Origin of the sequence: Pseudomonas sp. SCB32, assembly GCF_009189165.1 — a bacterium.
Classification (GTDB): domain Bacteria; phylum Pseudomonadota; class Gammaproteobacteria; order Pseudomonadales; family Pseudomonadaceae; genus Pseudomonas.
The window spans coordinates 5,268,907-5,292,855 of record NZ_CP045118.1; the positions used below are offsets into that span (position 1 = coordinate 5,268,907).

Genomic DNA, 23,949 nt, shown 5'->3' on the forward strand with positions numbered 1-23,949 from the left:
ATGAAAGCCCTTGTGGCCTGCACGCTGCTGCTCTGCGCGGCCACCGCGCAAGCCGAGAGCATGCGGTGCGGCAGCGCTCTGGTCAACGCGGGCGACCGCACCTGGGAAGTCGAACAGAAATGCGGCGCGCCTGAGCACCGCGATGAGGTCGGTTATTCCCTCGGCAGTTACGATAATCGCGAGTACCGCATCGAAGAATGGGTCTACGGCCCGCGCAACGGCACGACCTACATCCTCACTTTCGAAGCCAACCGGCTCAAGAGCATCGAGTTCAAGCGCAATTGACCCTACGCATTAGTCTATGCCCGGCGCTGCTGGTACTCCTGCTGCTCGCCGGGCAGTCGGAAGCCGCCAGCCTGCGCTGCAACAGCAAGTTGATCAGCACCGGCAACCTCACCAGCGAAGTGCTCGATCGCTGCGGCCCTCCTGTGGATCGCTCGTTCCTCGGTTACAAGGAAGTGATTGGCGACTGGGGCCAGCGCAATGAGGTTGCCGTGGAGGAATGGATTTACGGCCCCTGGAACGGCATGCTGTATTTCGTGCGCTTCGAAGGCAATCGACTGACCACCATCCAGAGCAAGCGCGGCGGCGGCAACTGACATCTCGCCCTCGCCAGTGCTAGCCTGCGGCATTTCCGCGCCAAGGACAGGTCGCCCATGGTCATCGTACCCGCTGAACACCCACTGGACTGGAAGAAACCTCCGGTCGTCACGCTGCTGCTGATACTGCTCAATGTCCTGATCTACTTCGGCTACCAGAGTGGCGATGGCGAACGACGCGAGCAGGCGGTTCGGGTCTATCTCCAAGAGGACCTGCTGAGCCGGGAACGGCCGCTGTTCAGTGCCACCCTGGAGCGCCGCGAAAAGATCACGGCGGATCAGCGCCAGACAGTGGAGACCCTGCCCCGCCAGCAACTGGCCTGGCTCATCCTCAGTGACCTCGAATTTGGCCATGACCTGCGCAGCCTGCCGGCCTACAGCCAGGATGCCGCCTGGCAAGCCGCCCGTACCAAGGCGGAAGGCGCGCGGGACCGCCTGAGCAGCCTGCGCTTCGGCTTCGTACCAGCGCGCTTCACCGTCGAGGGCCTGATTGGCTCGATGTTCCTCCACGGTGACTTCTGGCACCTGACCGGCAACATGGTGTTCCTGTTCATCTTCGGCTTCGCCCTGGAAATCGCCCTGGGCCGCTGGATGTACCTGGGCCTCTATCTATTTTCCGGGCTGTGCTCAGGGCTGCTCTGGTGGGCACTGGACCCGGCCTGGGTCTCCGGTGTCGGCGCCTCCGGCGCAATCTCCGGATTGATGGGCATGTACATCGGCGTCTACGGACTGCGCCGCATCCGCTTCTTCTACTGGCTGGGCCCCCTCATCGGCTACTTCAGCGCCCCGGCACTGTGGATTCTGCCGCTGTGGTTGGGCAAGGAACTGTTCGGCCTGCTGCGCGCCGCGGATCATGTCAATTACTACGCACACATCGGCGGCCTGGTATCGGGGTTCATCGCCGTCTGGCTGCCACGCCGGCTGGGCGGGCTGAAACTTGATCAAGCCTACCTCGACAAGGAAGACCCGGACGCCCCGTTCAAGCGCGCGCTGAACAACCTGGACAAAGAGATCGGCCGCTTCGCACTTGACCAGGCAGCGGCACGCGGGGGCGAACTGCTCGCGCTCTATCCAGGCCGCCTGGCGCTGATCGAACGCCTGTACGGCGTCGCCAAGGCACGCCAGGATCGCGCATTGATGGGCGCCGTGCTCAAGCAGCTTTTTGCCCTGCCCCCTGGCCAGGAGGCCGATGGCCTCGTTCGTCGATTGGCCGACGAGAGCGCTGCAAGTGGGCAGCAGCTGCTGATCCATCCGGCCATCCAGTTGCACCTGTTGCGCAAACTGCTCGCGCTCGATGAGTCGGCGCGTGCGCTGGGCTGCTGGCGCAGGCTTGTAGCGTCCGGGCAACGGCCTGAGCATTTACCACCGCTGACCTTGCAGCTCGCCAAGCGTCTGAATCCGCGGCAGGACGCCCGAGCCATCGCCGAGATGACGCACTTCCTGCGCCAGCACTTCCCGGACGCCGATCCGACCCGGCAGATCCTCATCTACCAACAGCATCTGGCATCCCGCGCACCGTGAATGAAAAAGCCCCGCCAGGGCAAGCCGGGCAGGGCCTTGATCAGTGCGGGCTGCGCACTTATTCGACTGATTTCAGGCCATCGGCGGAAACCGCTCTCACACCTTTGATGTCCTGGGTGCTCTTGATGGCCAGCTGGCGTTCGGCGTCAGTCTTGACGTTACCGGAAAGTGAAACCACGCCCTGGTTGGTTTCAACCTTGATGTTGGTGGCGCTGATGTCCTTGTTGGCAATCAGCATGGACTTCACCTTGCTGGTGATCCAGGTGTCGGAAACCGCCTGTTCGGTCTTCTGAACCGTATCGTTCGCAGCCAGCGTCGTCGGCTGGGCGAACACCGAGTTGGCGAACGAGAAGCTCAGGGCGGTTGCGGTGGCGGCGGCAAGGGCCAGTTTGCTGAAGCGATGTGTCATGGCGGTCTCTCCTGGTGGGTGAAGACTGCTGCCTCCTCCTGGCGGCAGTTGCATAAGGAGTGTCGCAAGCACTGTGCCAGCCCCTCCAAGCCATGAAAGGGCAAACAAATCAGCTGGTTACATAAATCGGCACTATGCAGATTGCACAGTCGTCCGCTTGCTGCCATGCAACTTGCAAGACGGTGCCTCAGGCGCTTTTGCCCAGATTCGCCAGCACGGCCTCCAACTGCACCACCTCGCTCATCTGCTCGAAGGCCGGGTAGCGCTGGCGAATGAACGCCAGCAACTGCCGAGCCGGTTCGACCTGCCCGAGCTCCTCGGAGAATCCCCGCGCCGCCAGCAGATAGGCCCGCGGGATGCCCGGGTAATCCGGGAAGCGCTTGTGCAGGTTACGCAACAGGCTCAACGCCTCCCGCGCCTTGTGCCGCTCCAGCAGCACCTCGGCAAGGCGTTCGCACACCACGGGGTCTTCCGGCAGGTAGTCCGCCTGAAGCTGGCGAGCATTGAGGAAGGCCGTGACCGCCAAGGGTGTATTGAGACGGACCGCCAACGGCAGGTAATGGGGCAGATGCTGCAGGCACTCGCTACGGGCGCTCACTGAAAACAGCAATTGGTGATAGCGCTCATTGAGCTTGAGGTCTTGCGCCCCTTCGCGCAGCGCCTCCACCAGTATCTCCAGCGCGGCGCCAGTCTGTCCTTCCTTGACCCGGATCTCGGCCTCGGCCAACGCCTTGCGCCGACGCCACTCAGGCGCGGCGAACCCCGCCGGCGCATCGTCACCGGCCGCCACATAGCCCAACTCGCCCTGATACTGGAACACCGCATAGCCCATCATGGCGCACATCACCACGCCGAAATATCCGCTTAGCAGGGCCACCACCGGCACCATCACCACCCTGGGCAGGCCCTGGGACAGGAACCAGCCGACATAGCTGGGCGACTGCCAGAGAATGAACAGGAACACGCAGAGAATCAGGTAACGCCACCCCATGGCGCTCATGACCTGGCCGATTTCCGCGGGACTCAGCGCCGAGCCGAGGCTCTTGTCCAGCGAAAGCCGGATGATGCTCGCCGGCAATGCCAGCATGATCGCGACATTGACGCTCCAGTAGATCGCCTCACTGTGGAAGTCACCCGCCAGCCAAAGCAACACCAGCGCAATGACGAACACCGCCAACTGCTGGAAGAACGTCCCCAGGCTGTCCAGGTGGAACGCGTCCACCAGGCTCGGGGCGTCCTGGCTGCCGAAACTGGCGGCCTCGATCACGCTGTGCAGGTATTTGGTCGCCACCGCGAACAGTGCCAGCCAGAGCAGCAGGACGCTGGGCATGAACACGCACGCCAACGCCAGCAGCGCGGCAAATGCCAGAGGGCCACTTTGCAGGCCATAGGCGAAGAATCGAGGCAGACGCTCCCAGAATGGCTGGGCGGTATTGGCGGCGCCAAGATAACGCAGCGCGCCCCGGCAGAGCGGACAAGCCGGGGCATACTCCGGTGAATCGGAGTTCAGCGGCACGCAGCAGTCCCCGTAATGTCGCTCGCACGGCAGGCACTGCCAGGTGGCAGGCTGGGCGCTGTGGTAATGGCAATAACGCTTGTCCATCTCGGGGCATCCTTGGAACGAGATCGGGGAATAGCACATTTTCAAGGCAAAAAAAGAGGGCCCGCAAGGGGCCCTCTTTCATTTCACAGCTCGCTTAGACGCCAGAGGCTTCTGCTGCGGCTACGTCCTTGATGGACAGCTTGATGCGGCCCCGGTTGTCCACGTCGAGAACCAGGACTTTGACTTCCTGGCCTTCCTGCAGAACGTCGGTGACCTTGTCGATGCGCTTGTCGCTGATCTGCGAGATGTGCACCAGACCATCCTTGCCCGGCAGGATGTTGACGAAGGCACCGAAGTCCACGATGCGCTCGACCTTGCCGACGTAGATCTTGCCGATCTCGGCTTCCGCGGTGATACCCAGGACGCGCTGCTTGGCGGCCTCGGCAGCTTCCTTGGTTTCGCCGTAGATCTTCACGCTGCCATCGTCCTCGATGTCGATCGAGGCCTTGGTCTCTTCGCAGATGCTGCGAATGGTGGCGCCGCCCTTGCCGATGACGTCGCGGATCTTGTCGGTGTCGATCTTCATCTGGATCATGGTCGGAGCGTTTTCCGACAGCTCGGCGCGCGGAGCGGCGATGATCTGGTTCATCTGGCCGAGGATGTTCAGGCGAGCTTCCAGGGCCTGGCCCAGGGCGATCTCCATGATCTCTTCGGTGATGCCGTTGATCTTGATGTCCATCTGCAGGGCGGTAACGCCCTTGTCGGTACCGGCAACCTTGAAGTCCATGTCGCCCAGGTGGTCTTCGTCACCCAGGATGTCGGTCAGGATGGCGAACTTGTCACCTTCCTTCACCAGGCCCATGGCGATACCGGCAACCGGTGCCTTGACCGGAACACCAGCGTCCATCAGAGCCAGGGAAGCACCGCAGACCGAAGCCATGGAGCTGGAACCGTTGGATTCGGTGATCTCGGAAACGACGCGGATGGTGTAGGGGAATTCGTCCTGGGTCGGCAGCATGGCAGCAACGCTGCGGCGTGCCAGACGGCCGTGGCCGATTTCACGACGGCCCGCGCTGCCCATACGGCCACACTCGCCTACCGAGAACGGCGGGAAGTTGTAGTGCAGCATGAAGGGGTCTTTGCGCTCGCCTTCGAGGGTGTCCAGCAGCTGGGCGTCACGGGCGGTGCCGAGGGTGGCAACGACCAGAGCCTGAGTTTCGCCACGGGTGAACAGCGCCGAACCGTGGGTCTTGCCCAGTACGCCGACTTCGATCTTCAGCGGGCGAACGGTGCGGGTGTCGCGGCCGTCGATACGCGGCTTGCCGTTGACGATGTTTTCGCGAACGGTGCGGTATTCCAGCAGGCCGAAGACTTCTTTGACTTCACCTGCGGAGTACTGGCCTTCGCCTTCGCCGGCGAACTTGGCGACGATCTGCTCGCGCAGGGCGTCCAGGGCCGCGTAACGGTCCTGTTTGACGGTAACGGTGTAGGCCTCGGAGATGGCAGCACCGAACTCGGCCTTGATGGTGTTGACCAGGGTGGTGTTCTCGACCGGCGCGGTCCAGTTCCAGCTCGGCTTGCCGGCTTCGGTTGCCAGTTCGGCAACGGCACGGATGACCGCCTGGAATTCTTCGTGGGCGTACAGAACGGCGCCCAGCATCTGGTCTTCGGTCAGCTCGTCGGCTTCGGATTCAACCATCAGCACGGCGTCGGAGGTACCGGCCACGACCATGTCGAGGCTGGAGCTCTGCTGCTGCTCGTAGGTCGGGTTGAGGATGTAGCCGATTTCCGGGTGGAAGCCAACGCGGGCAGCACCGATCGGGCCGGCGAACGGAATGCCGGAGATCGCCAGGGCGGCGGAGGTGCCGATCATGGCAGCGATGTCCGGATCGGACTTCTTGTTGGTGGAAACGACGGTGCAGACAACCTGCACTTCGTTCATGAAGCCTTCCGGGAACAGCGGGCGGATCGGGCGGTCGATCAGGCGCGAGGTCAGGGTTTCCTTCTCGGAAGGACGGCCTTCACGCTTGAAGAAACCACCGGGGATGCGGCCGGCTGCGTAGGTCTTCTCCTGGTAGTGAACGGAGAGCGGGAAGAAGCCTTTGCTCGGGTCGGCCTGCTTGGCACCGACAACGGTACACAGCACGGTGACGTCGTCCATGGTGACCAGGACAGCACCGGTGGCCTGGCGCGCGATGCGGCCAGTCTCGAGGGTTACGGTCGACTGACCGAACTGGAATTTCTTGATTACCGGGTTCACGGTTTCTCTACCTTCTCTTTAGTTGCCTTGGGGGAAATTGTGGAAATGCCGGGAGTCGGACCCGAATTCATTCCCTATAAAAGCGAGAAAGCCGGGAGCCAGAGCCGATGAGCGGTATACACCACTCATCGACCCCGGACTCCCAGCTTCCCACTTCAGGCTTGCCGTCTTAGCGACGCAGGCCCAGGCGACCGATCAGGGCGCTGTAACGAGAGGTATCCTTGCCCTTCAGGTAGTCCAGCAGCTTACGACGCTGGTTAACCATACGGATCAGGCCACGACGGGAGTGGTGGTCTTTGCCGTTGGCCTTGAAGTGGTCCTGCAGCTTGTTGATGTTGGCGGACAGCAGTGCAACCTGCACTTCCGGGGAACCGGTGTCGCCTTCAGCTTGCTTGTACTCGTTAACGATCTGGGCTTTTTCTTGGACGCTCAGTGCCATGATGGGGCTTCCTCTGAGGTAACAGGCCAGGGACTTCTCCCTGTGTTCATAGTAAGAGGAGTGACCGTGCCTGCTGACAGCCACCCTCGGTTTCGGTCTTAGGACCGAATCAGTCGACGCGGCGCCAGGCGCCCGTCTTCGACCACTTCACCGATACCGATGAAGCGGCCCTCATGATCCTGCACCCGCAGCATGCCGAACTTCGGCATATCGGGGGCGCGTACCGGCTGACCATGCAGCCAGTAATAGGCGCTGTGCTCGGACAACTGCAGCAGCGGCCAGTGCTCCAGGCCGGCATCCACCGGCAGCAGGAAGCGGTCGAGGGCTTCGTTGCCACCCTCGGCATGGGCTTTCTCGAGCTCATCCAGCGTCACCGACTGGTTCAGCTGAAAGGGACCTGCCTGGGTCCGGCGCAGGGCGGCGACGTGTGCGCCACAACCGAGTTCGCGGCCGAGGTCTTCGACCAGGGTACGAATGTAGGTGCCCTTGCTGCAGGAAACGGCCAGGGTCGCGCACGGCGACTCGAACGCGAGCATTTCCAGGCGCGCAATAGTAACAGAACGCGCCTCGCGCTCCACTACCTCTCCTGCACGGGCCAGCTTGTACAGCGGCTGACCGTCCTTCTTCAGGGCCGAGTACATCGGCGGCACCTGCTCTATGTCGCCACGGAAGCGCGGCAGCAGGGCCTCGATAGCCTCCCGACCAACGGTAACCTCACGCTGCTCGACCACCTCGCCCTCGGCATCGCCGGTGGTGGTGGTGACGCCCAGTTGGGCCACGGTCTCGTACGCCTTGTCGGCGTCGAGCAGGTACTGGGAGAACTTGGTCGCTTCGCCGAAACACAGCGGCAGCACGCCGGTGGCCAGCGGGTCGAGGCTGCCGGTGTGGCCGGCCTTCTCGGCGTTGAGCAGCCAGCGCACCTTCTGCAGGGCCTGGTTGGAGCTCATGCCACGCGGCTTGTCGAGAATCAGCACACCGTTGACCGCACGGCGAATGCGTTTCACCTGGGCCACGCGTTACTCCTCGGAATCGCCGCCGTGGCGACGATCTTCCGCCACCGCTCGCTCGATCAGCGCCGACAGTTCCGCACCACGACGGATGCTGGCGTCATAACTGAAGTGCAACTGCGGAACAGTACGCAGCTTCATCGCCTTGCCCAGCTGCATACGCAGGAAACCCGCCGCATCGTTGAGGATGCTGGTGTTCTGCTTCACCACTTCGACGTTGTCGTCCTGGCCCATCACGGTGACGTACACCTTGGCATGGGACAGATCACGCGCCACGTCGACGCCGGTGATGGTCACCAGGCCCAGACGGGGGTCCTTGATTTCACGCTGGATCAGCAGCGCGAGTTCGCGCTGCATCTGGTCGCCGATACGCTGGGTACGGCTGTACTCTTTGGCCATTTCTCTAACCTGCTTACCCGAGCCGCGAGGCGCCGGGTCTGAAAGCGGCAAACGCCCGGGACAGCTGATTAGCCGGCCCGGGCGCTGCGTTCACGCTCGAATACCCTTACAGAGTACGAGCGACTTCGACCTTCTCGAACACTTCGATCTTGTCGCCGACGCGGACGTCGTTATAGCTCTTCACGCCGATACCGCATTCCATGCCGGCACGCACTTCGGAGACGTCATCCTTGAAGCGACGCAGGGATTCCAGCTCGCCTTCGAAGATGACCACGTCGTCGCGCAGTACACGGATCGGACGGTTGCGGTGCACCAGACCCTCGGTGACCATGCAGCCGGCGACCGCGCCGAACTTCGGCGAACGGAACACGTCACGCACTTCGGCGATGCCCAGGATGTTCTCGCGAACATCGCTGCCGAGCATGCCGGTCAGGGCCTTCTTGACGTCTTCGATGATGTCGTAGATCACGTTGTAGTAACGCATGTCGAGGCCTTCGGACTCGACGATCTTGCGCGCACCAGCGTCAGCACGGACGTTGAAGCCGAACAGCACCGCGTTGGAGGCCAGCGCCAGGTTGGCATCGGATTCGGTGATACCACCGACGCCGCCACCGACCACGCGAACCTGCACTTCGTCGTTGCCCAGGCCGCCGAGCGAGCCCTGCAGGGCCTCCAGCGATCCACGGACATCGGACTTGAGGACGATGTTGAGGGTCTTCTTCTCTTCCTGGCCCATGTTCTCGAAGATGTTTTCCAGCTTGCCGGCGTGGGCACGAGCCAGTTTCACTTCGCGGAACTTGCCCTGACGGAACAGAGCGACTTCGCGGGCCTTCTTCTCGTCGGCGACCACGGTCATCTCATCACCGGCATCCGGGGTGCCATCCAGGCCGAGGATCTCGACCGGAATGGACGGACCAGCTTCCTTGATCGGCTTGCCGTTCTCGTCGAGCATCGCACGGACGCGGCCGTAGTTGACGCCGACCAGGACCATGTCGCCCTGACGCAGGGTGCCGTCCTGGACCAGCACGGTGGCTACCGGGCCACGGCCCTTGTCCAGACGCGACTCGACTACCACGCCACGGCCCGGGGCCGACGGAGTGGCTTTGAGTTCGAGTACTTCAGCTTGCAGCAGAACGGCTTCGAGCAGCTCATCGACGCCGGTACCCATCTTGGCGGATACGTGGACGAAGGGAGCATCGCCGCCCCACTCTTCCGGGATCACGTCCAGAGCGGCCAGGCCGTTCTTGATGTTGTCCGGGTTGGCGTCCGGCTTGTCGATCTTGTTAACCGCAACCACGATCGGCACGCCAGCCGCTTTCGCGTGCTGCACAGCTTCCTGGGTCTGCGGCATCACGCCGTCGTCCGCTGCCACCACGAGGATGACGATGTCGGTCGCCTGGGCACCACGCGCACGCATCGCGGTGAACGCAGCGTGGCCGGGGGTGTCGAGGAAGGTGACCATGCCGCGGTCGGTTTCCACGTGGTAGGCGCCGATGTGCTGGGTGATGCCGCCGGCTTCGCCAGCTGCCACCTTGGCACGACGGATGTAGTCGAGCAGGGAGGTCTTGCCGTGGTCGACGTGACCCATGACAGTCACAACCGGCGCGCGGGAAACGGCTTCGCCTTCGAATTTCAGCGACTCGGCGAGTTGCTCTTCCAGGGCGTTCTCGCTGACCAGCTTGACCTTGTGGCCGAGCTCTTCGGCGATCAGCTGGGCGGTTTCCTGATCGAGTACCTGGTTGATGGTCACCGGGGTGCCCATCTTGAACATGAACTTGACGACCTCGGCACCCTTCACCGACATCTGGGCAGCCAGGTCGCCCACAGTGATGGTTTCGCCGATATTCACTTCACGCACAATCGGTCCTGTCGGGCTCTGGAACCCGTGCTGGTTACGCTTCTTCAGCTTGCCCTTGCCGCGGCCACCGCCACGACGGCCAAAGCTGTCGTCGTCGTCGCCACCACTGCGCACGACGCGCGGCGCAGTGGTCTTTTCCTTTTCCTTGATCGACGGGCGATGCTGGGCATGCTTGCGATCACGGCGCTCGTCCTCGTCGTCACGCTTGGGCGCGCGGCGCGGCTCTTCCTTCTTGCGATCGTCCGCAGCAGGAGCGGCAGCGGCCGGGGCAGCCGGCGCAGCAACAGGAGCCGCAGCGCGCGGCACTTCGGCAGCAGCCGGAGCAGCGGCGGCAGGCGCAGCGGTAGCAGCCTGGCGAGCGGCGTCCGCCTGACGGCGGGCCTCTTCCTCGGCGGCGCGCTGGCGAGCCTCTTCCTCAGCCTTCAGACGAACAGCCTCTTCGGCTGCACGCTGCTCTTCCAGCTCGCGCTGGCGGTCGGCTTCGAGCTCGTCAGGGCTACGCTTGACGTAGGTTTTCTTCTTGCGCACCTCAACGCTGACGGTCTTGCTGCCAGCGACCCTGATGGTCGAGGTGGTCTTGCGTTGCAGGGTGATCTTGCGCGGCTCTTCCGCGCGCTCACCGTGGCTGCCTTTCAGGTGGGCGAGCAGCGCTTGCTTCTCGCTGTCGGTCACTACCTGTTCGGCATTGCTATGTGGGAGACCCGCTTCGCGCATCTGCTGCAGCAGGCGCTCCACCGGCGTATCGACCGTCTTGGCCAGTTCTTTCACCGTGACTTGCGTCATGCACTTCTCTCCTCAGGCCGCGAATGCTTACTCGAACCAATGGGCCCGGGCGGCCATGATCAACTTGCCGGCACGCTCTTCGTCCATGCCGTCGATGTCGAGCAGATCGTCAATCGATTGCTCGGCCAGATCTTCACGGGTGGTTACGCCACGCAGCGCCAGATCCACCGCCAGCTCTTTGGTCATACCATCGAGGCTGAGCAGGTCTTCGGCCGGTTGTGCGTCGGCAAGTTTCTCTTCGGTGGCGATGGCTTTGGTCAGCAGGCGATCCTTGGCGCGCGAGCGCAGCTCATTGACGATGTCCTCGTCGAAGCCGTCGATGCTGAGCATCTCTTCCATCGGTACGTAGGCGATTTCTTCCAGGGTAGTGAAACCTTCTTCCACCAGTACCTGGGCCAGTTCCTCGTCGACATCCAGCTCATCGACGAAACGCTGCAGGATGTCGCCAGTCTCAGCCTGCTGTTTGGCCTGGATATCGGCCTCGGTCATCACGTTCAGGGTCCAGCCGGTGAGTTGGCTGGCCAGTCGTACGTTCTGACCGCTGCGCCCGATAGCCTGGGCCAGGTTGTCTTCAGCGACGGCGATATCCATGGTGTGGGTATCTTCGTCGACGATGATCGCTGCCACTTCGGCCGGAGCCATGGCATTGATCACGAACTGTGCGGGGTTGTCGTCCCACAGGACGATGTCCACACGCTCGCCGCCCAGTTCGCCGGAAACGGCCTGGACGCGGGAACCACGCATACCGATGCAGGCGCCCTGCGGATCGATACGCTTGTCCTTGGAGCGGACGGCAATCTTGGCGCGCGAACCCGGGTCACGGGCGGCGGCCATCACATCGATCAGCTGCTCGGCGATTTCCGGCACTTCGATGCGGAACAGCTCGATCAGCATTTCCGGCGCGGTACGCGACAGGACCAGCTGCGGGCCACGGTTCTCGCTGCGGATTTCCTTGAGCAGGGCACGCACGCGGGTGCCGACGCGGAAGGTTTCACGCGGGATGATCTGGTCGCGGGCCAGCAGCGCTTCGGCGTTGTTGCCCAGGTCGACGATCACGTTGTCGCGGGTGACCTTCTTGACAGTGCCGGAGATGATCTCGTTGACCTTCTCGCGGTAGGCGTCGACCACCTGGGCGCGCTCGGCCTCGCGGACCTTCTGCACGATGACCTGCTTGGCGGTCTGGGCGGCGATACGACCGAACTCGATGGACTCGATCTTCTCTTCGATGACCTCGCCGGCCTTCATGCCGGGGTGCTCTTCCTGCACGTCTTCGACAGTCAGTTCCGATGCCGGATTGGAGTAATCCTCGTCCTCGACGATGGTCCAGCGACGGAAGGTTTCGTAGTTGCCGTTGGCGCGGTTGATTTCCACGCGCAGGTCAACCTCGTCTTCGAAACGCTTTTTGGTCGCAGTTGCCAGGGCCAGCTCCAGCGCTTCGAAAATCACGCCAGGCGGTACACCCTTCTCGTTGGATACCGACTCAACAACCAGCAGTACTTCTTTGCTCATCGTACGCCTCGCCTTTCAATCCATTGGAATCCGCGCTCTGGCGGCTCACTCAAATCGGGGAATGATGTTGGCCTTGTCGATCGAGTCGACCGGCAGCAGGTATTCATGGTCGTCCACCAGGACCACCACATCCTGCTCCTCCACACCACGGAGAATGCCCTGGAAATTGCGCCGCCTTTCGAAGGGCGTACGCAGCTTGATCTTTACCTGCTCGCCGACATAGCGGGCGAACTGTTCAAGCGTAAAGAGAGGCCGGTCCATGCCGGGCGACGACACTTCCAAGGTGTACTCGCCACTGATCGGGTCTTCCACGTCCAGAATGCCGCTGACCTGACGACTGACGATCTCGCAGTCATCGATCAAGATGCCTTCCGCACGATCGATATAAACCCGGAGCAGGGAATGGCGACCTTGGGAAATGAACTCCAGGCCCCAGCACTCATAGCCGAGCGCTTCTACTACAGGGGCCAACAAGGCCTGCAACTGTTCTAGCTTGCTCGACACCTGATCGCCTCGCGTATGCTGTAGAAATAAAAAATGGGCGAAACGCCCATCCCTTAAGGACCGCCCTGACCTGGCGGCACGGACTGTCCAGCTAGCAAAAAGCCCCTGAAAAGGGGCTCTGCCAAACTGGTTGCGGGAGCAGGATTTGAACCTACGACCTTCGGGTTATGAGCCCGACGAGCTACCAGACTGCTCCATCCCGCGTCAAAGCTGGTGCGAAATTATACGGTTGAGCCCCTTGAAGGTCAACCGAAACTCCGGAACGAAAAGGCCCGCACAGCGGGCCTTTCGTATATGGTACCGAGGAGGGGACTCGAACCCCTACAGCCTATGGCCACTACCACCTCAAGGTAGCGTGTCTACCAATTCCACCACCTCGGCAAAAACTCTTGCCTGCTTACTTCTGCTCAGGAGCCGCCGGAACATCGCTGTTACCAGTCGCAGGAGCTTGTTGCTGCCCTTGCGCGCCCGGCACATCGTTAGCTGCCGGAGCCTTTTCCTGCTTTTTCTCCATCACCACCGGATCAGGTAGCCCGGCATGACGAATCATATCAGCTTTTTCTTTAGCAAAATACGCTAAACCCAAGCTGGTAATGAAAAAAACTGCAGCGAGTATACCAGTAAAACGGCTCAGGAAGGTAGCAGAACCTTGACTACCGAAAACGGTGGCCGAAGCACCTGCACCGAACGACGCACCAGCGTCGGCACCCTTGCCGTGCTGAAGCAGGACCAGCACAACCAGACCCAGCGCCATCAGCAGGTGAATCACGATTACAACTGTTTCCAGCATCTTCAGTTTCCTGCGGCGCGACAGATCGCACCGAACTCATCCGCATTCAGGGAAGCTCCACCAATGAGCCCCCCATCGATATCCGGCATGCCGAAAAGCTCGACAGCGTTGGCGGCCTTGACACTGCCGCCGTACAGGAGACGAAGGCCGCGTGCCACCTCTGCGTTTTCCGCCGAGATCTGCGCACGAATCGCCGCATGTACTTCCTGGGCCTGTTCAGGAGAAGCAGTCAGCCCCGTCCCAATCGCCCACACCGGCTCGTAAGCCACAACGGCACGGGAAAAAGCCCCGACACCGAGATCTTCGATTACCGAGCCCAACTGGCGCCCGACAACCTCAAGAGTCTTGCCCGCCTCACGCTGCTCGCGGGTCTCACCCACGCACAGGATCGGAACCAGGCCACACGATTGAACCGCCGCAAACTTGCGACTGATCACACCATCGCTCTCACCCAGAATCAGGCGACGCTCGGAGTGACCGACCAGCACCAGGGAGCAGCTCGCATCAGCCAACTGACTGGCTGCGACCTCGCCCGTGAGGGCGCCCTGCATCGGCTCAACCGCGCAATTCTGCGCACCAACGGCAATTGCCTTACCTTCCAGGCCATGCTTGACCTGATTGATGTACAGACAAGGCGGGAAAACCGCCACATCGACACCCGTGGGAAGAGCCAGTTGCCGCAGGCCTTTGATCAGCTCCGTCACACTGGAGCGGGTACCGTGCATTTTCCAATTACCGGCCACCAGGGGTCGACGCATGCTGTACCTCGCTGAGCAAAGTGGGCGCAGATATTACTCGACAGTTTTAGAACTGACAAGAGAAATCAAGCACATACCTCAGTCACGACCTTCGCCAACTGCTCGGCATATGCCCGCACCCGGCTCTCTTCGTCACCTTCGACCATCACCCGCACCAGCGGCTCGGTGCCGGACTTGCGCAACAATACACGCCCGCGGCCGGCCATTTCGTCGGTGACCTTGGCGCAGGCCTCCTTGACTGCCGGGTGCTCCAGCGGGTCAACATCGCCGCCGGCAAATCGCACATTGATCAGCACCTGCGGACACTTGCGGATACCCATGCGCGCCTCGGCCAGATTCTGGCCCCGCGCCTTCAACGCCATCAGCACCTGAAGGGCCGCAATGATGGCATCGCCAGTGGTCGTATGCTGGCAGCATACGACATGGCCGGAATTCTCGCCGCCCAACTGCCAGTTACGGGCCAGCAGCTCGGACATCACATAACGGTCGCCGACCTTCGCGCGCACGAACGGAATATTCAGTTCCTGCAATGCCAGCTCCAACCCCAGGTTGCTCATCAGGGTGCCAACCACGCCGCCATGCAGCTTGCCGCGATCAAGCATGTCACGGGCGATCAGGAAGAGGATCTCGTCGCCATCGACCACCGCACCGGTGTGATCCACCATCATCACACGGTCACCATCACCATCGAAGGCGATGCCAATGTCGGCCTGCTCGGCCAGTACGGCCTCCTGCAGCGCGTCGATGTGGGTCGAACCGCACTGCTCATTGATGTTCAGACCGTTGGGCTGCACACCAATCACCGACACCTCGGCGCCCAGTTCGCGGAACACGCTCGGGGCAATCTTGTAAGTCGCGCCATGGGCGCAATCGACCACGATGCGCAGCCCGGCAAAATCGGTATTGGACGGCACGCTGCTCTTGCAGAACTCGATATAGCGACCGGCCGCATCGTTGATGCGCGACACCTTGCCCAGTCGCGCCGATTCGACCACAGTCATCGGGGTGTCGAGCAACTCCTCGATGACCAGCTCCACCTCATCCGGGAGCTTGGTGCCCTGGCCGGAGAAGAACTTGATGCCATTATCGTCGTGAGGGTTATGCGATGCACTGATGACGATACCGGCTTCAGCATGGAAGGTTCGCGTCAGGTAGGCGATCCCCGGGGTCGGCATAGGACCGAGCAGCATCACATCAGCACCGGCTGCGGACAGCCCCGCCTCCAGCGCGGACTCGAACATGTAGCCGGAAATCCGGGTGTCCTTGCCCACCAGTACACGGCACTTGCCCTGCTGACGGAACGCCATGCCGACGGCCCAGCCCAACTTGAGCACGAAATCCGGCGTGATCGGCGGCGTGCCGACACGACCGCGAATACCATCGGTGCCGAAATACTTCCTGCTCATGCGGGCATCCCCTCTTCTCTTGCACTTTCCACTGCGTGAATCATTCGAACCACGTCCACGGTCTCGGCGACATCATGGACCCGGATAATGCTGGCACCCTTGGCCACCGCCAGCGCTGCCAGCGCGAGACTTCCGTAAAGGCGCCCCTCGACCTCTCGACCGAGCGCGCGGCCGACCATGCTCTTGCGGGACACCCCGACCAGCATCGGACAGCCCAGCGCCATCAACCGCTCCATCTGCCGGAACAGACTGAGGTTGTGATCCTGGGTCTTGGCGAAACCGAAGCCAGGATCGACGATGATCCGCTCCCGGGCAATGCCCACCGCTTCGCATACCTCGATGCGCCCCCCCAGGAAGCCCAACACTTCCTGGAGGATGTCCGGATAGTGCGGGTCGTCCTGCATGTTCCCCGGCTCGCCGCGCATGTGCATAAGGCACACCGGCAACCCGGTATCGACCGCAGCATCCAGGGCCCCATCGCGCTGCAGCGAGCGAACGTCATTGATCAATCCGGCGCCAAGCCGCGCCGTCTCCCGCATCACCGCAGGGGTGGAGGTATCCACTGAAATCACCACATCCAGCTCGCGGGCGATGGCCTCCACGACCGGAGCCACGCGCTCCAGCTCTTCGGTGGGGGATACAACCCGCGCACCCGGCCGGGTCGATTCGCCGCCGACATCGATCAGTGTGGCGCCAGCTTCGACCATCTCCGCCGCGTGGCGTAGCGCCACGTCCAGCCGATTGAAACGACCGCCATCGGAGAAGGAATCCGGGGTGACATTGAGGATGCCCATGACATGTGGGCGCGATAAATCAAGAACCCGGTTGCCGCAAAGCAACCGGGTCAGGTGGTGCAACGAACTCATTCAGTGCTCTCAGTGTTCGCCGGCGGGCCCGCCAATCGGGTTTTCCTGGCGACCTTCGTCGCGTGGCGAGGCGGCGTTGCCGGAGGAACCGGAGTTGCCACCCTGCCAGTCGCGCGGCTCGCGCGGAGTGCGGCCAGCCATGATGTCGTCGATCTGATCGGCGTCGATAGTTTCGTACTTCATCAGCGCGTCAGCCATCATGTCGAGTTTGTCGCGGTTCTCTTCCAGCAGGCGCTTGGCGGTGCCGTAGCAGTCATCGATGATGCGGCGCACTTCCTGATCGATCAGCTTGGCAGTCTCACCCGAGATATTCGAGTGCTGGCCACCGGCGCTACGACCAAGGAAGACCTCGCCCTCTTCTTCCGCGTACATCAGCGGACCGAGCTTCTCCGACAGGCCCCACTTGGTCACCATGTTCCGCGACAACTGAGTGGCACGCATGATGTCGTTGGAAGCACCTGTGGTGACACCTTCGAAGCCCAGGGTCATCTCTTCGGCGATACGGCCGCCGAACAGCGAGCAGATCTGACTTTCCAGGGCGCGCTTGGACAGGCTGTAGCGGTCCTCTTCCGGCAGGAACATGGTCACGCCCAGGGCACGACCGCGCGGAATGATGGAGACCTTGTAGACCGGGTCGTGTTCCGGAACCAGGCGACCAACGATGGCGTGGCCGGCCTCGTGGAACGCGGTGTTCTTCTTCTCCTTCTCGGACATGACCATGGTCTTGCGCTCGGCGCCCATCATGATCTTGTCCTTGGCCAGCTCGAACTCGCGCATGTCGACGATGCGCTTGTTGGCGCGGGCGGCGAACAGCGAGGCCTCATTGACCAGGTTGGCCAGGTCGGCACCGGAGAAGCCTGGGGTACCGCGCGCGATCACGGCCGGATCGACGTTGTCGCCCAGCGGAACCTTGCGCATATGGACCTTGAGGATCTGCTCGCGACCGCGGATATCCGGCAGGCCGACCACTACCTGACGGTCGAAGCGGCCCGGACGCAGCAGCGCCGGGTCGAGCACGTCCGGACGGTTGGTCGCGGCGATGACGATGATGCCGTCATTCATCTCGAAGCCGTCCATCTCCACCAGCAACTGGTTGAGGGTCTGTTCGCGTTCGTCGTGACCACCGCCCAGGCCGGCGCCACGATGGCGGCCGACGGCGTCGATCTCGTCGATGAAGATGATGCAGGGTGCGTGCTTTTTGGCCTGGTCGAACATATCGCGAACGCGCGAGGCACCCACGCCGACGAACATTTCCACGAAGTCCGAACCGGAAATGGTGAAGAACGGCACCTTGGCTTCGCCGGCAATGGCCTTGGCGAGCAGGGTTTTACCGGTACCGGGCGGGCCGACCATCAGCACGCCGCGCGGGATACGGCCGCCCAGGCGCTGGAACTTGCCCGGATCGCGGAGGAATTCCACCAGTTCACTGACCTCTTCCTTGGCCTCGTCGCAACCGGCGACGTCGGCGAAGGTGGTCTTCACCTGATCTTCCGACAACAGGCGGGCCTTGCTCTTGCCGAAGCTCATCGGGCCGCCGCGGCCACCGCCGCCGCCCTGCATCTGGCGCATAAAGAACATGAAGACGGCAATGATCACCAGGATCGGGAAACTCGCTACCAGGAGCTGGGTCCAGATGCTCTGCTGCTCGGGCTGCTTGCCTTCGACAACGACGTTGTTGTTGACCAGGTCGCCGATCAGGCCATTGTCCTGGATCGCCGGGCGGATGGTCTTGAAGGTGTCACCATCCTGGCGCTTGCCAGTGATGACGTAGCCGTCGACGGTTACGCGCTCGACCTTGCCTTCCTTCACCTGCTGGATGAAGTCCGAGTAATTGAGCGTCTGCGGCTCGCTCGGGCTGGAGAAGTTGTTCATCACGGTGACCAGTACCGCCGCGATGATCAGCCACAGGATCAGGTTCTTTGCCATGTCGTTCAATTGACTACCCTCTGAAGCCGGCTCCGCCCTGGAAACCGCTTCGCACGACGGCCAGACTCCTTCCGGCCAAAATTACTACACAACCCCTGCCCCAGGCAGGCATCGTCTGTAACCCTTTATGAACCCCGGCAGAGGCCGGCACAAGCAAAAGCTGCGGGCTATAGACCAGCAGCCGGCACATTCATTCCAGTCTAGGCGCCGCGAAAGCCTCGTGCGAGCAGATACTGTTCCCGCGAACGGTCACGGGACGACAGCGGTTTGCGCATCTGCACCTTCTCGAAGTTCTCGCGAACCTGCTTGTGGTAAGCGTCGAAACCCTCACCCTGGAATATCTTGATCAGAAAATCGCCGCCCGGACGCAGCACACGGGTGCACAGGTCCAGAGCCAGCTCGCAGAGGAACATGGCACGGGGCATGTCCACGGCGGGCAATCCACTCATATTGGGGGCCATATCCGAAATCACAAGGTCTACCGGATTTTCTCCGATAGCCTGGAGCAATTGGGCGAAGACCTCATCCTCGGTGAAGTCACCCTGGATGAAGGTGACATCCGGGATACTGTCCATCGGCAGGATGTCCGAGGCGATCAGGGTGCCCTTGTCGCCGATCACCCGACTGGTGACCTGGGACCAGCCACCCGGCGCGGCGCCGAGGTCGACCACGGTCATGCCCGGACGCAGGATGCGATCCTTCTCCTGGATTTCCAGCAGCTTGTAGCTGGCGCGCGAGCGATAACCGTCACGCTGTGCCATCTTCACGTACGGATCGTCGAAATGTTCTTTCAGCCAGCGATGGCTAGTCTTGGAACGGGCCACGTATTACCTCGTCTGAGCGGCATCCCGGTATAACCGAAACTCGGGTAGAATATCCGCCTTTTTTCCCAGGGGTCAGATTATGGCGCTCTCTCAGGAGCAGAAAAAGCAGTTCAAATCTATCGGGCATCACCTGAAACCCGTATTGACCGTTGCTGAAAACGGTCTGTCGGAAGGCGTGATGGCCGAGCTTGAGCGCGCGCTCAACGATCATGAACTGATCAAGGTACAGTTCCGCATCACCGAACGCGACGACCGTCGCGCGCTGATCGACGAACTCTGCCAGAACGGCAGCTGCGAACTGGTCCAGGTCATCGGCAAGATGGCACTGATCTACCGTCGCAACTCCAAGCCGAACAAGAACCTGTCGAACATCAGCCGCTTCAGCGGCCTCTGACAGTCAAGCCCGGCAGCGCGGAGCCGGCAAGGCTCCGTCGCGTCAGCTCCGCTCGTCCCGCCCCGGCGCCGGCTGCAGCACCAGCAGCAACCCGCAGAGCGCCACCACCAGGTAGTTGAACAGCAGCCAGCGCTCCGCGTCCGGCGCGACCTGGCGTACCGCGAAATACACTACCGTCATCACCAGCACGCTAAGCAGCAATTGCCCGCGCATCTCGCAAGTGAAGGCGGCGAATCCGCGCGCCTGCCAGAGCACCAGGGCCTGGAGCAGCGCGCAGAAGCCGGCGAACCCCAGCAGCAGCGGCTTCAAAACCTCCGCAATCGTATCCACCAGCAACGGCGCCAGGCCGATCTTGCCCAGCGCCGGCAGCATCACGAACTGAAGCAGCCAAAGGCCGCCGACCCAGAATGTCTGGGCCAGCAGCCAACTGATGGTACCTGCGCCGGGGTTTTGCCGATCAGGCGTGGCGAACTTCAACGATCTCGTACTCGACGTCACCGCCCGGAGTCTTCACCAGCACGGCATCGCCTTCAGTCTTGCCGATCAGCGCACGGGCGATCGGCGAGTTGACCGAGATTTTGCTGTTCTTGATGTCAGCCTCGTCGTCACCGACGATCTGGTAGGTCACGGTCTCGTCGGTCTCGACGTTGGCGATATCCACGGTGGTGCCGAAGATCACCTTGCCGCTGTGCGGAATGGTGGTCACATCGATGATCTGCGCGTTGGACAGCTTGGCCTCGATGTCGCGGATACGCGCTTCGGACATACCCTGCTGCTCACGGGCCGCGTGGTACTCGGCGTTTTCCTTCAGGTCACCCAGCTCCCGCGCTTCGGCGATGGCCTGGGTGATCTGCGGGCGCAGGACGGTCTTCAGGTGTTTCAGTTCTTCTTCCAGGGCGCGAGCGCCCTGGACGGTCATTGGAAACTTGCTCATGCGTTGATTCCTGCATGGAGATCCTGCAGTCGGCGAACGGTCTTCTCGGGACCGAACTTGAGCGCCTCACAGATCGCCTGACCCGCCGCAATGGTGGTGGTGCAGTAGATCTTGTGCTGCAGGGCGTTACGACGGATGGAGTACGAGTCAGCGATGGACTGGCGACCTTCGGTGGTGTTGATGATCAGGGTGACTTCGTCATTCTTGATCATGTCGACCACGTGAGGACGGCCCTCGGTCACCTTGTTCACGCGACGCACCGGCAGACCGGCGGCCTCGATGCCCTTGGCGGTACCGGCAGTGGCGACAACTTCGAAGCCCAGCGAGATCAGGTCGCGAGCAACCTGAACGGCCTGGGCCTTGTCGTCGTCACGGACGCTGATGAAGGCGCAACCGGCATTCGGCAGGATTTCGCTGGCACCCAGCTGGGCCTTGGCGAACGCCTCGCCGAAGCTGTCGCCGACACCCATGACCTCGCCAGTGGACTTCATTTCCGGGCCGAGGATCGGGTCGACGCCGGGGAACTTGGCGAACGGGAACACCGCTTCCTTGACGCTATAGTACGGCGGGATCACCTCTTCGGTGAAGCCGACTTCGGCCAGGGACTTGCCAGCCATGACGCGGGCCGCGACCTTGGCCAGGGACTCGCCGATGCACTTGGAGACGAACGGCACGGTACGGGACGCGCGCGGGTTCACCTCGATCACGTAGATGTCCTCGCCCTGCACGGCCATCTGTACGTTCATCAGGCCGACCACGCCGAGCTCCAGGGCCATCTTCTTGACCTGTTCGCGGATCTCGTCCTGGATGTGCTTGGGCAGCGAATACGGCGGCAGCGAGCAGGCGGAGTCACCGGAGTGCACGCCAGCCTGTTCGATGTGCTGCATGATCGCGCCGATCACCACGGTCTCGCCGTCGCACACTGCATCGATGTCGACTTCGATGGCGCAGTTCAGGAAGCGGTCCAGCAGCACCGGGCTGTCGTTTGAGACCTTCACAGCTTCGCGCATGTAGCGCTTGAGCTCTTCTTCCTGATAGACGATTTCCATCGCACGGCCGCCCAGTACGTAGGACGGGCGCACCACCATCGGGTAGCCGATGTTCTTCGACAGCTCCAGGGCCTGGTCTTCGCTGCGCGCGGTGGCGTTGGCCGGCTGGCGCAGGTTCAGGCGCTGGACCATCTGCTGGAAGCGCTCACGGTCTTCGGCACGGTCGATGGCGTCCGGGCTGGTACCGATGATCGGCACGCCAGCTTCTTCCAGGGCGCGGCAGAGTTTCAGCGGGGTCTGGCCGCCGTACTGCACGATGACGCCCTTGGGCTGCTCGACGCGGACGATTTCCAGCACGTCTTCCAGCGTCACCGGCTCGAAGTACAGGCGATCGGATGTGTCGTAGTCGGTGGAGACGGTCTCCGGGTTGCAGTTGACCATGATGGTCTCGTAACCGTCTTCACGCATCGCCAGCGCGGCGTGTACGCAGCAGTAGTCGAACTCGATGCCCTGGCCGATACGGTTCGGACCGCCGCCCAGGATCATGATCTTGTCGCGAGTCGACGGATTGGCCTCGCACTCTTCCTCGTAGGTCGAGTACATGTAGGCGGTGTCGGTGGCGAATTCGGCGGCGCAGGTGTCCACGCGCTTGTACACCGGCAGCACCTTGAGCTTGTGGCGATGGTTGCGCAGGTTCTTCTCGGTCACACCCAGCAAGGTGGCCAGGCGCGCATCGGAGAAGCCCTTGCGCTTGAGCTTGTACATCAGGTCGCGGTCGATGGCGGACAGACCCAGGGTCTTCACGCGCTCCTCGTCCTTGACCAGGTCTTCGATCTGCACCAGGAACCACTCGTCGATGCGGGTCAGGTCGAAGACTTCGGCGATGCTCTTGCCAGCGCGGAAGGCGTCGGCGACGTACCAGATGCGGTCGGCATTGGGCACGGTCAGCTCGCGCTTGAGGATGCTCTCGGCTTCCGGGTTACTCAGGTCGAGCTTGGGATCGAAGCCGGTGGCGCCGACTTCCAGGCCGCGCAGGGCTTTCTGCACGGATTCCTGGAAAGTACGGCCGATGGCCATGACTTCACCCACGGATTTCATCTGGGTGGTCAGGCGGGCGTCGGCTTTCGGGAACTTCTCGAAGGCGAAACGCGGGATCTTGGTGACGACGTAGTCGATCGCCGGCTCGAAGGAGGCCGGGGTGCGGCCGCCGGTGATGTCGTTCTGCAGCTCGTCGAGGGTGTAGCCGACAGCCAGCTTGGCGGCGATCTTGGCGATCGGGAAGCCAGTGGCCTTGGAGGCCAGCGCCGAGGAACGCGATACGCGCGGGTTCATCTCGATCACGACCATGCGGCCGGTGTTCGGGCAGATGCCGAACTGCACGTTCGAGCCTCCGGTTTCCACGCCGATCTCACGCAGCACCGCCAGGGAGGCGTTGCGCATGATCTGGTATTCCTTGTCGGTCAGGGTCTGCGCCGGTGCCACGGTGATCGAGTCACCGGTGTGCACGCCCATCGGGTCGAAGTTTTCGATGGCGCAGACGATGATGCAGTTGTCCTTCTTGTCGCGGACAACCTCCATCTCGTATTCCTTCCAGCCGATCAGCGATTCGTCGATCAGCAGCTCGTTGGTCGGCGAGAGGTCCAGACCACGGGTGCAGATTTCCTCGAACTCTTCGCGGTTGTAGGCGATGCCGCCGCCGGTGCCGCCCATGGTGAAGGACGGACGGATGATGCACGGGAAGTTGACCTTCTCCAGCACACCGTAGGCTTCTTCCATGGTGTGGGCGATGCCCGAGCGCGGGCAGGCCAGGCCGATGTCGCGCATGGCCTTGTCGAAGCGCGAACGGTCTTCGGCCTTGTCGATGGTGTCAGCGTTGGCGCCGATCATTTCCACGCCGAACTGTTCGAGCACGCCGTGGCGCTCCAGGTCCAGGGCGCAGTTCAGAGCGGTCTGGCCGCCCATGGTCGGCAGCAGCGCATCAGGGCGCTCCTTCTCGATGATCTTGGCAACGGTCTGCCACTTGATCGGCTCGATGTAGGTGGCGTCGGCCATGGCCGGGTCGGTCATGATGGTGGCCGGGTTGGAGTTCACCAGGATGACACGGAAGCCTTCTTCCTTCAGGGCCTTGCAGGCCTGCGCGCCGGAGTAGTCGAACTCACAGGCCTGGCCGATGACGATCGGGCCGGCGCCGAGGATCAGGATGCTCTTGATGTCTGTACGCTTGGGCATGG

22 protein-coding genes and 2 tRNA genes are annotated in these 23,949 nt (G+C 62.3%); 4 read left to right on the top strand and 20 right to left on the bottom strand.

The annotated features are described in order from the left end of the window. The 3 genes from GA645_RS24085 to GA645_RS24095 are packed head-to-tail and all read left to right on the top strand — an operon-like array spanning position 1 to position 2,120. The gene (locus tag GA645_RS24085; RefSeq protein ID WP_152226152.1) at positions 1–285 is read left to right on the top strand and encodes a DUF2845 domain-containing protein; all 285 of its coding nucleotides are present in this window, start codon (positions 1–3) and stop codon (positions 283–285) included. After that, positions 282–599, top strand: coding sequence for a DUF2845 domain-containing protein (locus tag GA645_RS24090; protein ID WP_152226154.1), 318 nt, complete (start codon positions 282–284; stop codon positions 597–599). The genes GA645_RS24085 and GA645_RS24090 overlap by 4 nt, the downstream gene beginning before the upstream one ends. 57 nt (positions 600–656) lie before the next feature. After that, on the top strand, positions 657–2,120 hold the full coding sequence (locus GA645_RS24095; RefSeq protein WP_152226156.1) for a rhomboid family intramembrane serine protease: 1,464 nt from the start codon (positions 657–659) through the stop codon (positions 2,118–2,120). A gap of 58 nt (positions 2,121–2,178) precedes the next feature. Here GA645_RS24095 and GA645_RS24100 read toward each other — a convergent pair whose 3' ends face one another. From GA645_RS24100 to rlmE, 17 genes are all read right to left on the bottom strand, one after another. Next, entirely contained in the window at positions 2,179–2,529 is a 351-nt protein-coding gene (locus GA645_RS24100) for a BON domain-containing protein (protein WP_152226158.1), read from the bottom strand. 187 nt (positions 2,530–2,716) lie between these two features. Then, on the bottom strand, positions 2,717–4,132 hold the full coding sequence (locus GA645_RS24105) for a hypothetical protein (RefSeq protein WP_152226160.1): 1,416 nt from the start codon (positions 4,130–4,132) through the stop codon (positions 2,717–2,719). Positions 4,133–4,226: 94 nt separating this feature from the next. Continuing rightward, positions 4,227–6,332: a polyribonucleotide nucleotidyltransferase gene (pnp, locus tag GA645_RS24110; protein WP_152226162.1), complete on the bottom strand. Its 2,106-nt coding sequence runs from the start codon at positions 6,330–6,332 to the stop codon at positions 4,227–4,229. Positions 6,333–6,501: 169 nt separating this feature from the next. Further along, positions 6,502–6,771, bottom strand: a complete 270-nt coding sequence (rpsO, locus tag GA645_RS24115) for a 30S ribosomal protein S15 (RefSeq protein ID WP_045216763.1) — start codon at positions 6,769–6,771, stop codon at positions 6,502–6,504. Between the two features lie 98 nt (positions 6,772–6,869). After that, positions 6,870–7,784 (bottom strand): tRNA pseudouridine(55) synthase TruB, encoded by a 915-nt coding sequence (truB, locus tag GA645_RS24120; protein WP_152226164.1) that lies wholly within the window; start codon positions 7,782–7,784, stop codon positions 6,870–6,872. Positions 7,785–7,787: 3 nt separating this feature from the next. Next, positions 7,788–8,177 (bottom strand): 30S ribosome-binding factor RbfA, encoded by a 390-nt coding sequence (gene rbfA / locus GA645_RS24125; RefSeq protein ID WP_152226166.1) that lies wholly within the window; start codon positions 8,175–8,177, stop codon positions 7,788–7,790. A gap of 106 nt (positions 8,178–8,283) precedes the next feature. Then, a complete protein-coding gene (gene infB, locus GA645_RS24130) occupies positions 8,284–10,818 on the bottom strand; it encodes a translation initiation factor IF-2 (RefSeq protein ID WP_152226169.1) in 2,535 nt (844 codons plus the stop codon). Positions 10,819–10,845: 27 nt separating this feature from the next. After that, on the bottom strand, positions 10,846–12,327 hold the full coding sequence (gene nusA / locus GA645_RS24135) for a transcription termination factor NusA (protein ID WP_015478930.1): 1,482 nt from the start codon (positions 12,325–12,327) through the stop codon (positions 10,846–10,848). A 45-nt stretch (positions 12,328–12,372) separates the two neighbouring features. Next, on the bottom strand, positions 12,373–12,831 hold the full coding sequence (gene rimP, locus GA645_RS24140) for a ribosome maturation factor RimP (protein WP_024765321.1): 459 nt from the start codon (positions 12,829–12,831) through the stop codon (positions 12,373–12,375). 127 nt (positions 12,832–12,958) lie between these two features. Next, positions 12,959–13,035: transfer RNA gene (locus GA645_RS24145), tRNA-Met, on the bottom strand. Between the two features lie 91 nt (positions 13,036–13,126). Next, positions 13,127–13,212: transfer RNA gene (locus GA645_RS24150), tRNA-Leu, on the bottom strand. 16 nt (positions 13,213–13,228) lie between these two features. Then, the gene (secG, locus tag GA645_RS24155; protein ID WP_152226172.1) at positions 13,229–13,621 is read right to left on the bottom strand and encodes a preprotein translocase subunit SecG; all 393 of its coding nucleotides are present in this window, start codon (positions 13,619–13,621) and stop codon (positions 13,229–13,231) included. A gap of 2 nt (positions 13,622–13,623) precedes the next feature. After that, on the bottom strand, positions 13,624–14,379 hold the full coding sequence (tpiA, locus tag GA645_RS24160) for a triose-phosphate isomerase (protein WP_152226174.1): 756 nt from the start codon (positions 14,377–14,379) through the stop codon (positions 13,624–13,626). 65 nt (positions 14,380–14,444) lie between these two features. After that, the gene (gene glmM, locus GA645_RS24165) at positions 14,445–15,785 is read right to left on the bottom strand and encodes a phosphoglucosamine mutase (RefSeq protein WP_152226176.1); all 1,341 of its coding nucleotides are present in this window, start codon (positions 15,783–15,785) and stop codon (positions 14,445–14,447) included. Next, positions 15,782–16,651: a dihydropteroate synthase gene (gene folP, locus GA645_RS24170; protein WP_152226178.1), complete on the bottom strand. Its 870-nt coding sequence runs from the start codon at positions 16,649–16,651 to the stop codon at positions 15,782–15,784. The genes glmM and folP overlap by 4 nt, the downstream gene beginning before the upstream one ends. 9 nt (positions 16,652–16,660) lie before the next feature. After that, complete coding sequence (gene ftsH, locus GA645_RS24175; protein ID WP_152226180.1) at positions 16,661–18,577, bottom strand: ATP-dependent zinc metalloprotease FtsH; 1,917 nt, start codon at positions 18,575–18,577, stop codon at positions 16,661–16,663. 200 nt (positions 18,578–18,777) lie between these two features. Continuing rightward, on the bottom strand, positions 18,778–19,401 hold the full coding sequence (rlmE, locus tag GA645_RS24180) for a 23S rRNA (uridine(2552)-2'-O)-methyltransferase RlmE (protein ID WP_017518950.1): 624 nt from the start codon (positions 19,399–19,401) through the stop codon (positions 18,778–18,780). A 79-nt stretch (positions 19,402–19,480) separates the two neighbouring features. On the opposite strand from rlmE, the gene yhbY reads away from it, so the two are divergent. Continuing rightward, positions 19,481–19,795: a ribosome assembly RNA-binding protein YhbY gene (yhbY, locus tag GA645_RS24185; protein WP_152226183.1), complete on the top strand. Its 315-nt coding sequence runs from the start codon at positions 19,481–19,483 to the stop codon at positions 19,793–19,795. Between the two features lie 42 nt (positions 19,796–19,837). Here the strand turns inward: yhbY and GA645_RS24190 are convergent, their stop codons facing one another. Genes GA645_RS24190 through carB form a run of 3 tightly spaced genes read right to left on the bottom strand, consistent with a single transcriptional unit; the run spans position 19,838 to position 23,947 of the window. Beyond that, complete coding sequence (locus GA645_RS24190) at positions 19,838–20,272, bottom strand: DUF4149 domain-containing protein (RefSeq protein ID WP_152226185.1); 435 nt, start codon at positions 20,270–20,272, stop codon at positions 19,838–19,840. Then, positions 20,253–20,729 (bottom strand): transcription elongation factor GreA, encoded by a 477-nt coding sequence (greA, locus tag GA645_RS24195; RefSeq protein WP_015478940.1) that lies wholly within the window; start codon positions 20,727–20,729, stop codon positions 20,253–20,255. The genes GA645_RS24190 and greA overlap by 20 nt, the downstream gene beginning before the upstream one ends. Further along, entirely contained in the window at positions 20,726–23,947 is a 3,222-nt protein-coding gene (carB, locus tag GA645_RS24200) for a carbamoyl-phosphate synthase large subunit (protein WP_152226187.1), read from the bottom strand. The genes greA and carB overlap by 4 nt, the downstream gene beginning before the upstream one ends. Positions 23,948–23,949: the final 2 nt, after the last annotated feature.

What these genes read in the sequence shown, in the direction of transcription:
- GA645_RS24085 (WP_152226152.1), top strand. Translation starts at nt 1, where the DNA reads ATGAAAGCCCTTGTGGCCTGCACGCTGCTGCTCTGCGCGGCCACCGCG.
- GA645_RS24095 (WP_152226156.1), top strand. Translation starts at nt 657, where the DNA reads ATGGTCATCGTACCCGCTGAACACCCACTGGACTGGAAGAAACCTCCG.
- GA645_RS24100 (WP_152226158.1), bottom strand. Translation starts at nt 2,529, where the DNA reads ATGACACATCGCTTCAGCAAACTGGCCCTTGCCGCCGCCACCGCAACC.
- GA645_RS24105 (WP_152226160.1), bottom strand. Translation starts at nt 4,132, where the DNA reads ATGGACAAGCGTTATTGCCATTACCACAGCGCCCAGCCTGCCACCTGG.
- rpsO (WP_045216763.1), bottom strand. Translation starts at nt 6,771, where the DNA reads ATGGCACTGAGCGTCCAAGAAAAAGCCCAGATCGTTAACGAGTACAAG.
- rbfA (WP_152226166.1), bottom strand. Translation starts at nt 8,177, where the DNA reads ATGGCCAAAGAGTACAGCCGTACCCAGCGTATCGGCGACCAGATGCAG.
- infB (WP_152226169.1), bottom strand. Translation starts at nt 10,818, where the DNA reads ATGACGCAAGTCACGGTGAAAGAACTGGCCAAGACGGTCGATACGCCG.
- nusA (WP_015478930.1), bottom strand. Translation starts at nt 12,327, where the DNA reads ATGAGCAAAGAAGTACTGCTGGTTGTTGAGTCGGTATCCAACGAGAAG.
- secG (WP_152226172.1), bottom strand. Translation starts at nt 13,621, where the DNA reads ATGCTGGAAACAGTTGTAATCGTGATTCACCTGCTGATGGCGCTGGGT.
- tpiA (WP_152226174.1), bottom strand. Translation starts at nt 14,379, where the DNA reads ATGCGTCGACCCCTGGTGGCCGGTAATTGGAAAATGCACGGTACCCGC.
- glmM (WP_152226176.1), bottom strand. Translation starts at nt 15,785, where the DNA reads ATGAGCAGGAAGTATTTCGGCACCGATGGTATTCGCGGTCGTGTCGGC.
- folP (WP_152226178.1), bottom strand. Translation starts at nt 16,651, where the DNA reads ATGAGTTCGTTGCACCACCTGACCCGGTTGCTTTGCGGCAACCGGGTT.
- ftsH (WP_152226180.1), bottom strand. Translation starts at nt 18,577, where the DNA reads ATGGCAAAGAACCTGATCCTGTGGCTGATCATCGCGGCGGTACTGGTC.
- yhbY (WP_152226183.1), top strand. Translation starts at nt 19,481, where the DNA reads ATGGCGCTCTCTCAGGAGCAGAAAAAGCAGTTCAAATCTATCGGGCAT.
- greA (WP_015478940.1), bottom strand. Translation starts at nt 20,729, where the DNA reads ATGAGCAAGTTTCCAATGACCGTCCAGGGCGCTCGCGCCCTGGAAGAA.
- carB (WP_152226187.1), bottom strand. Translation starts at nt 23,947, where the DNA reads ATGCCCAAGCGTACAGACATCAAGAGCATCCTGATCCTCGGCGCCGGC.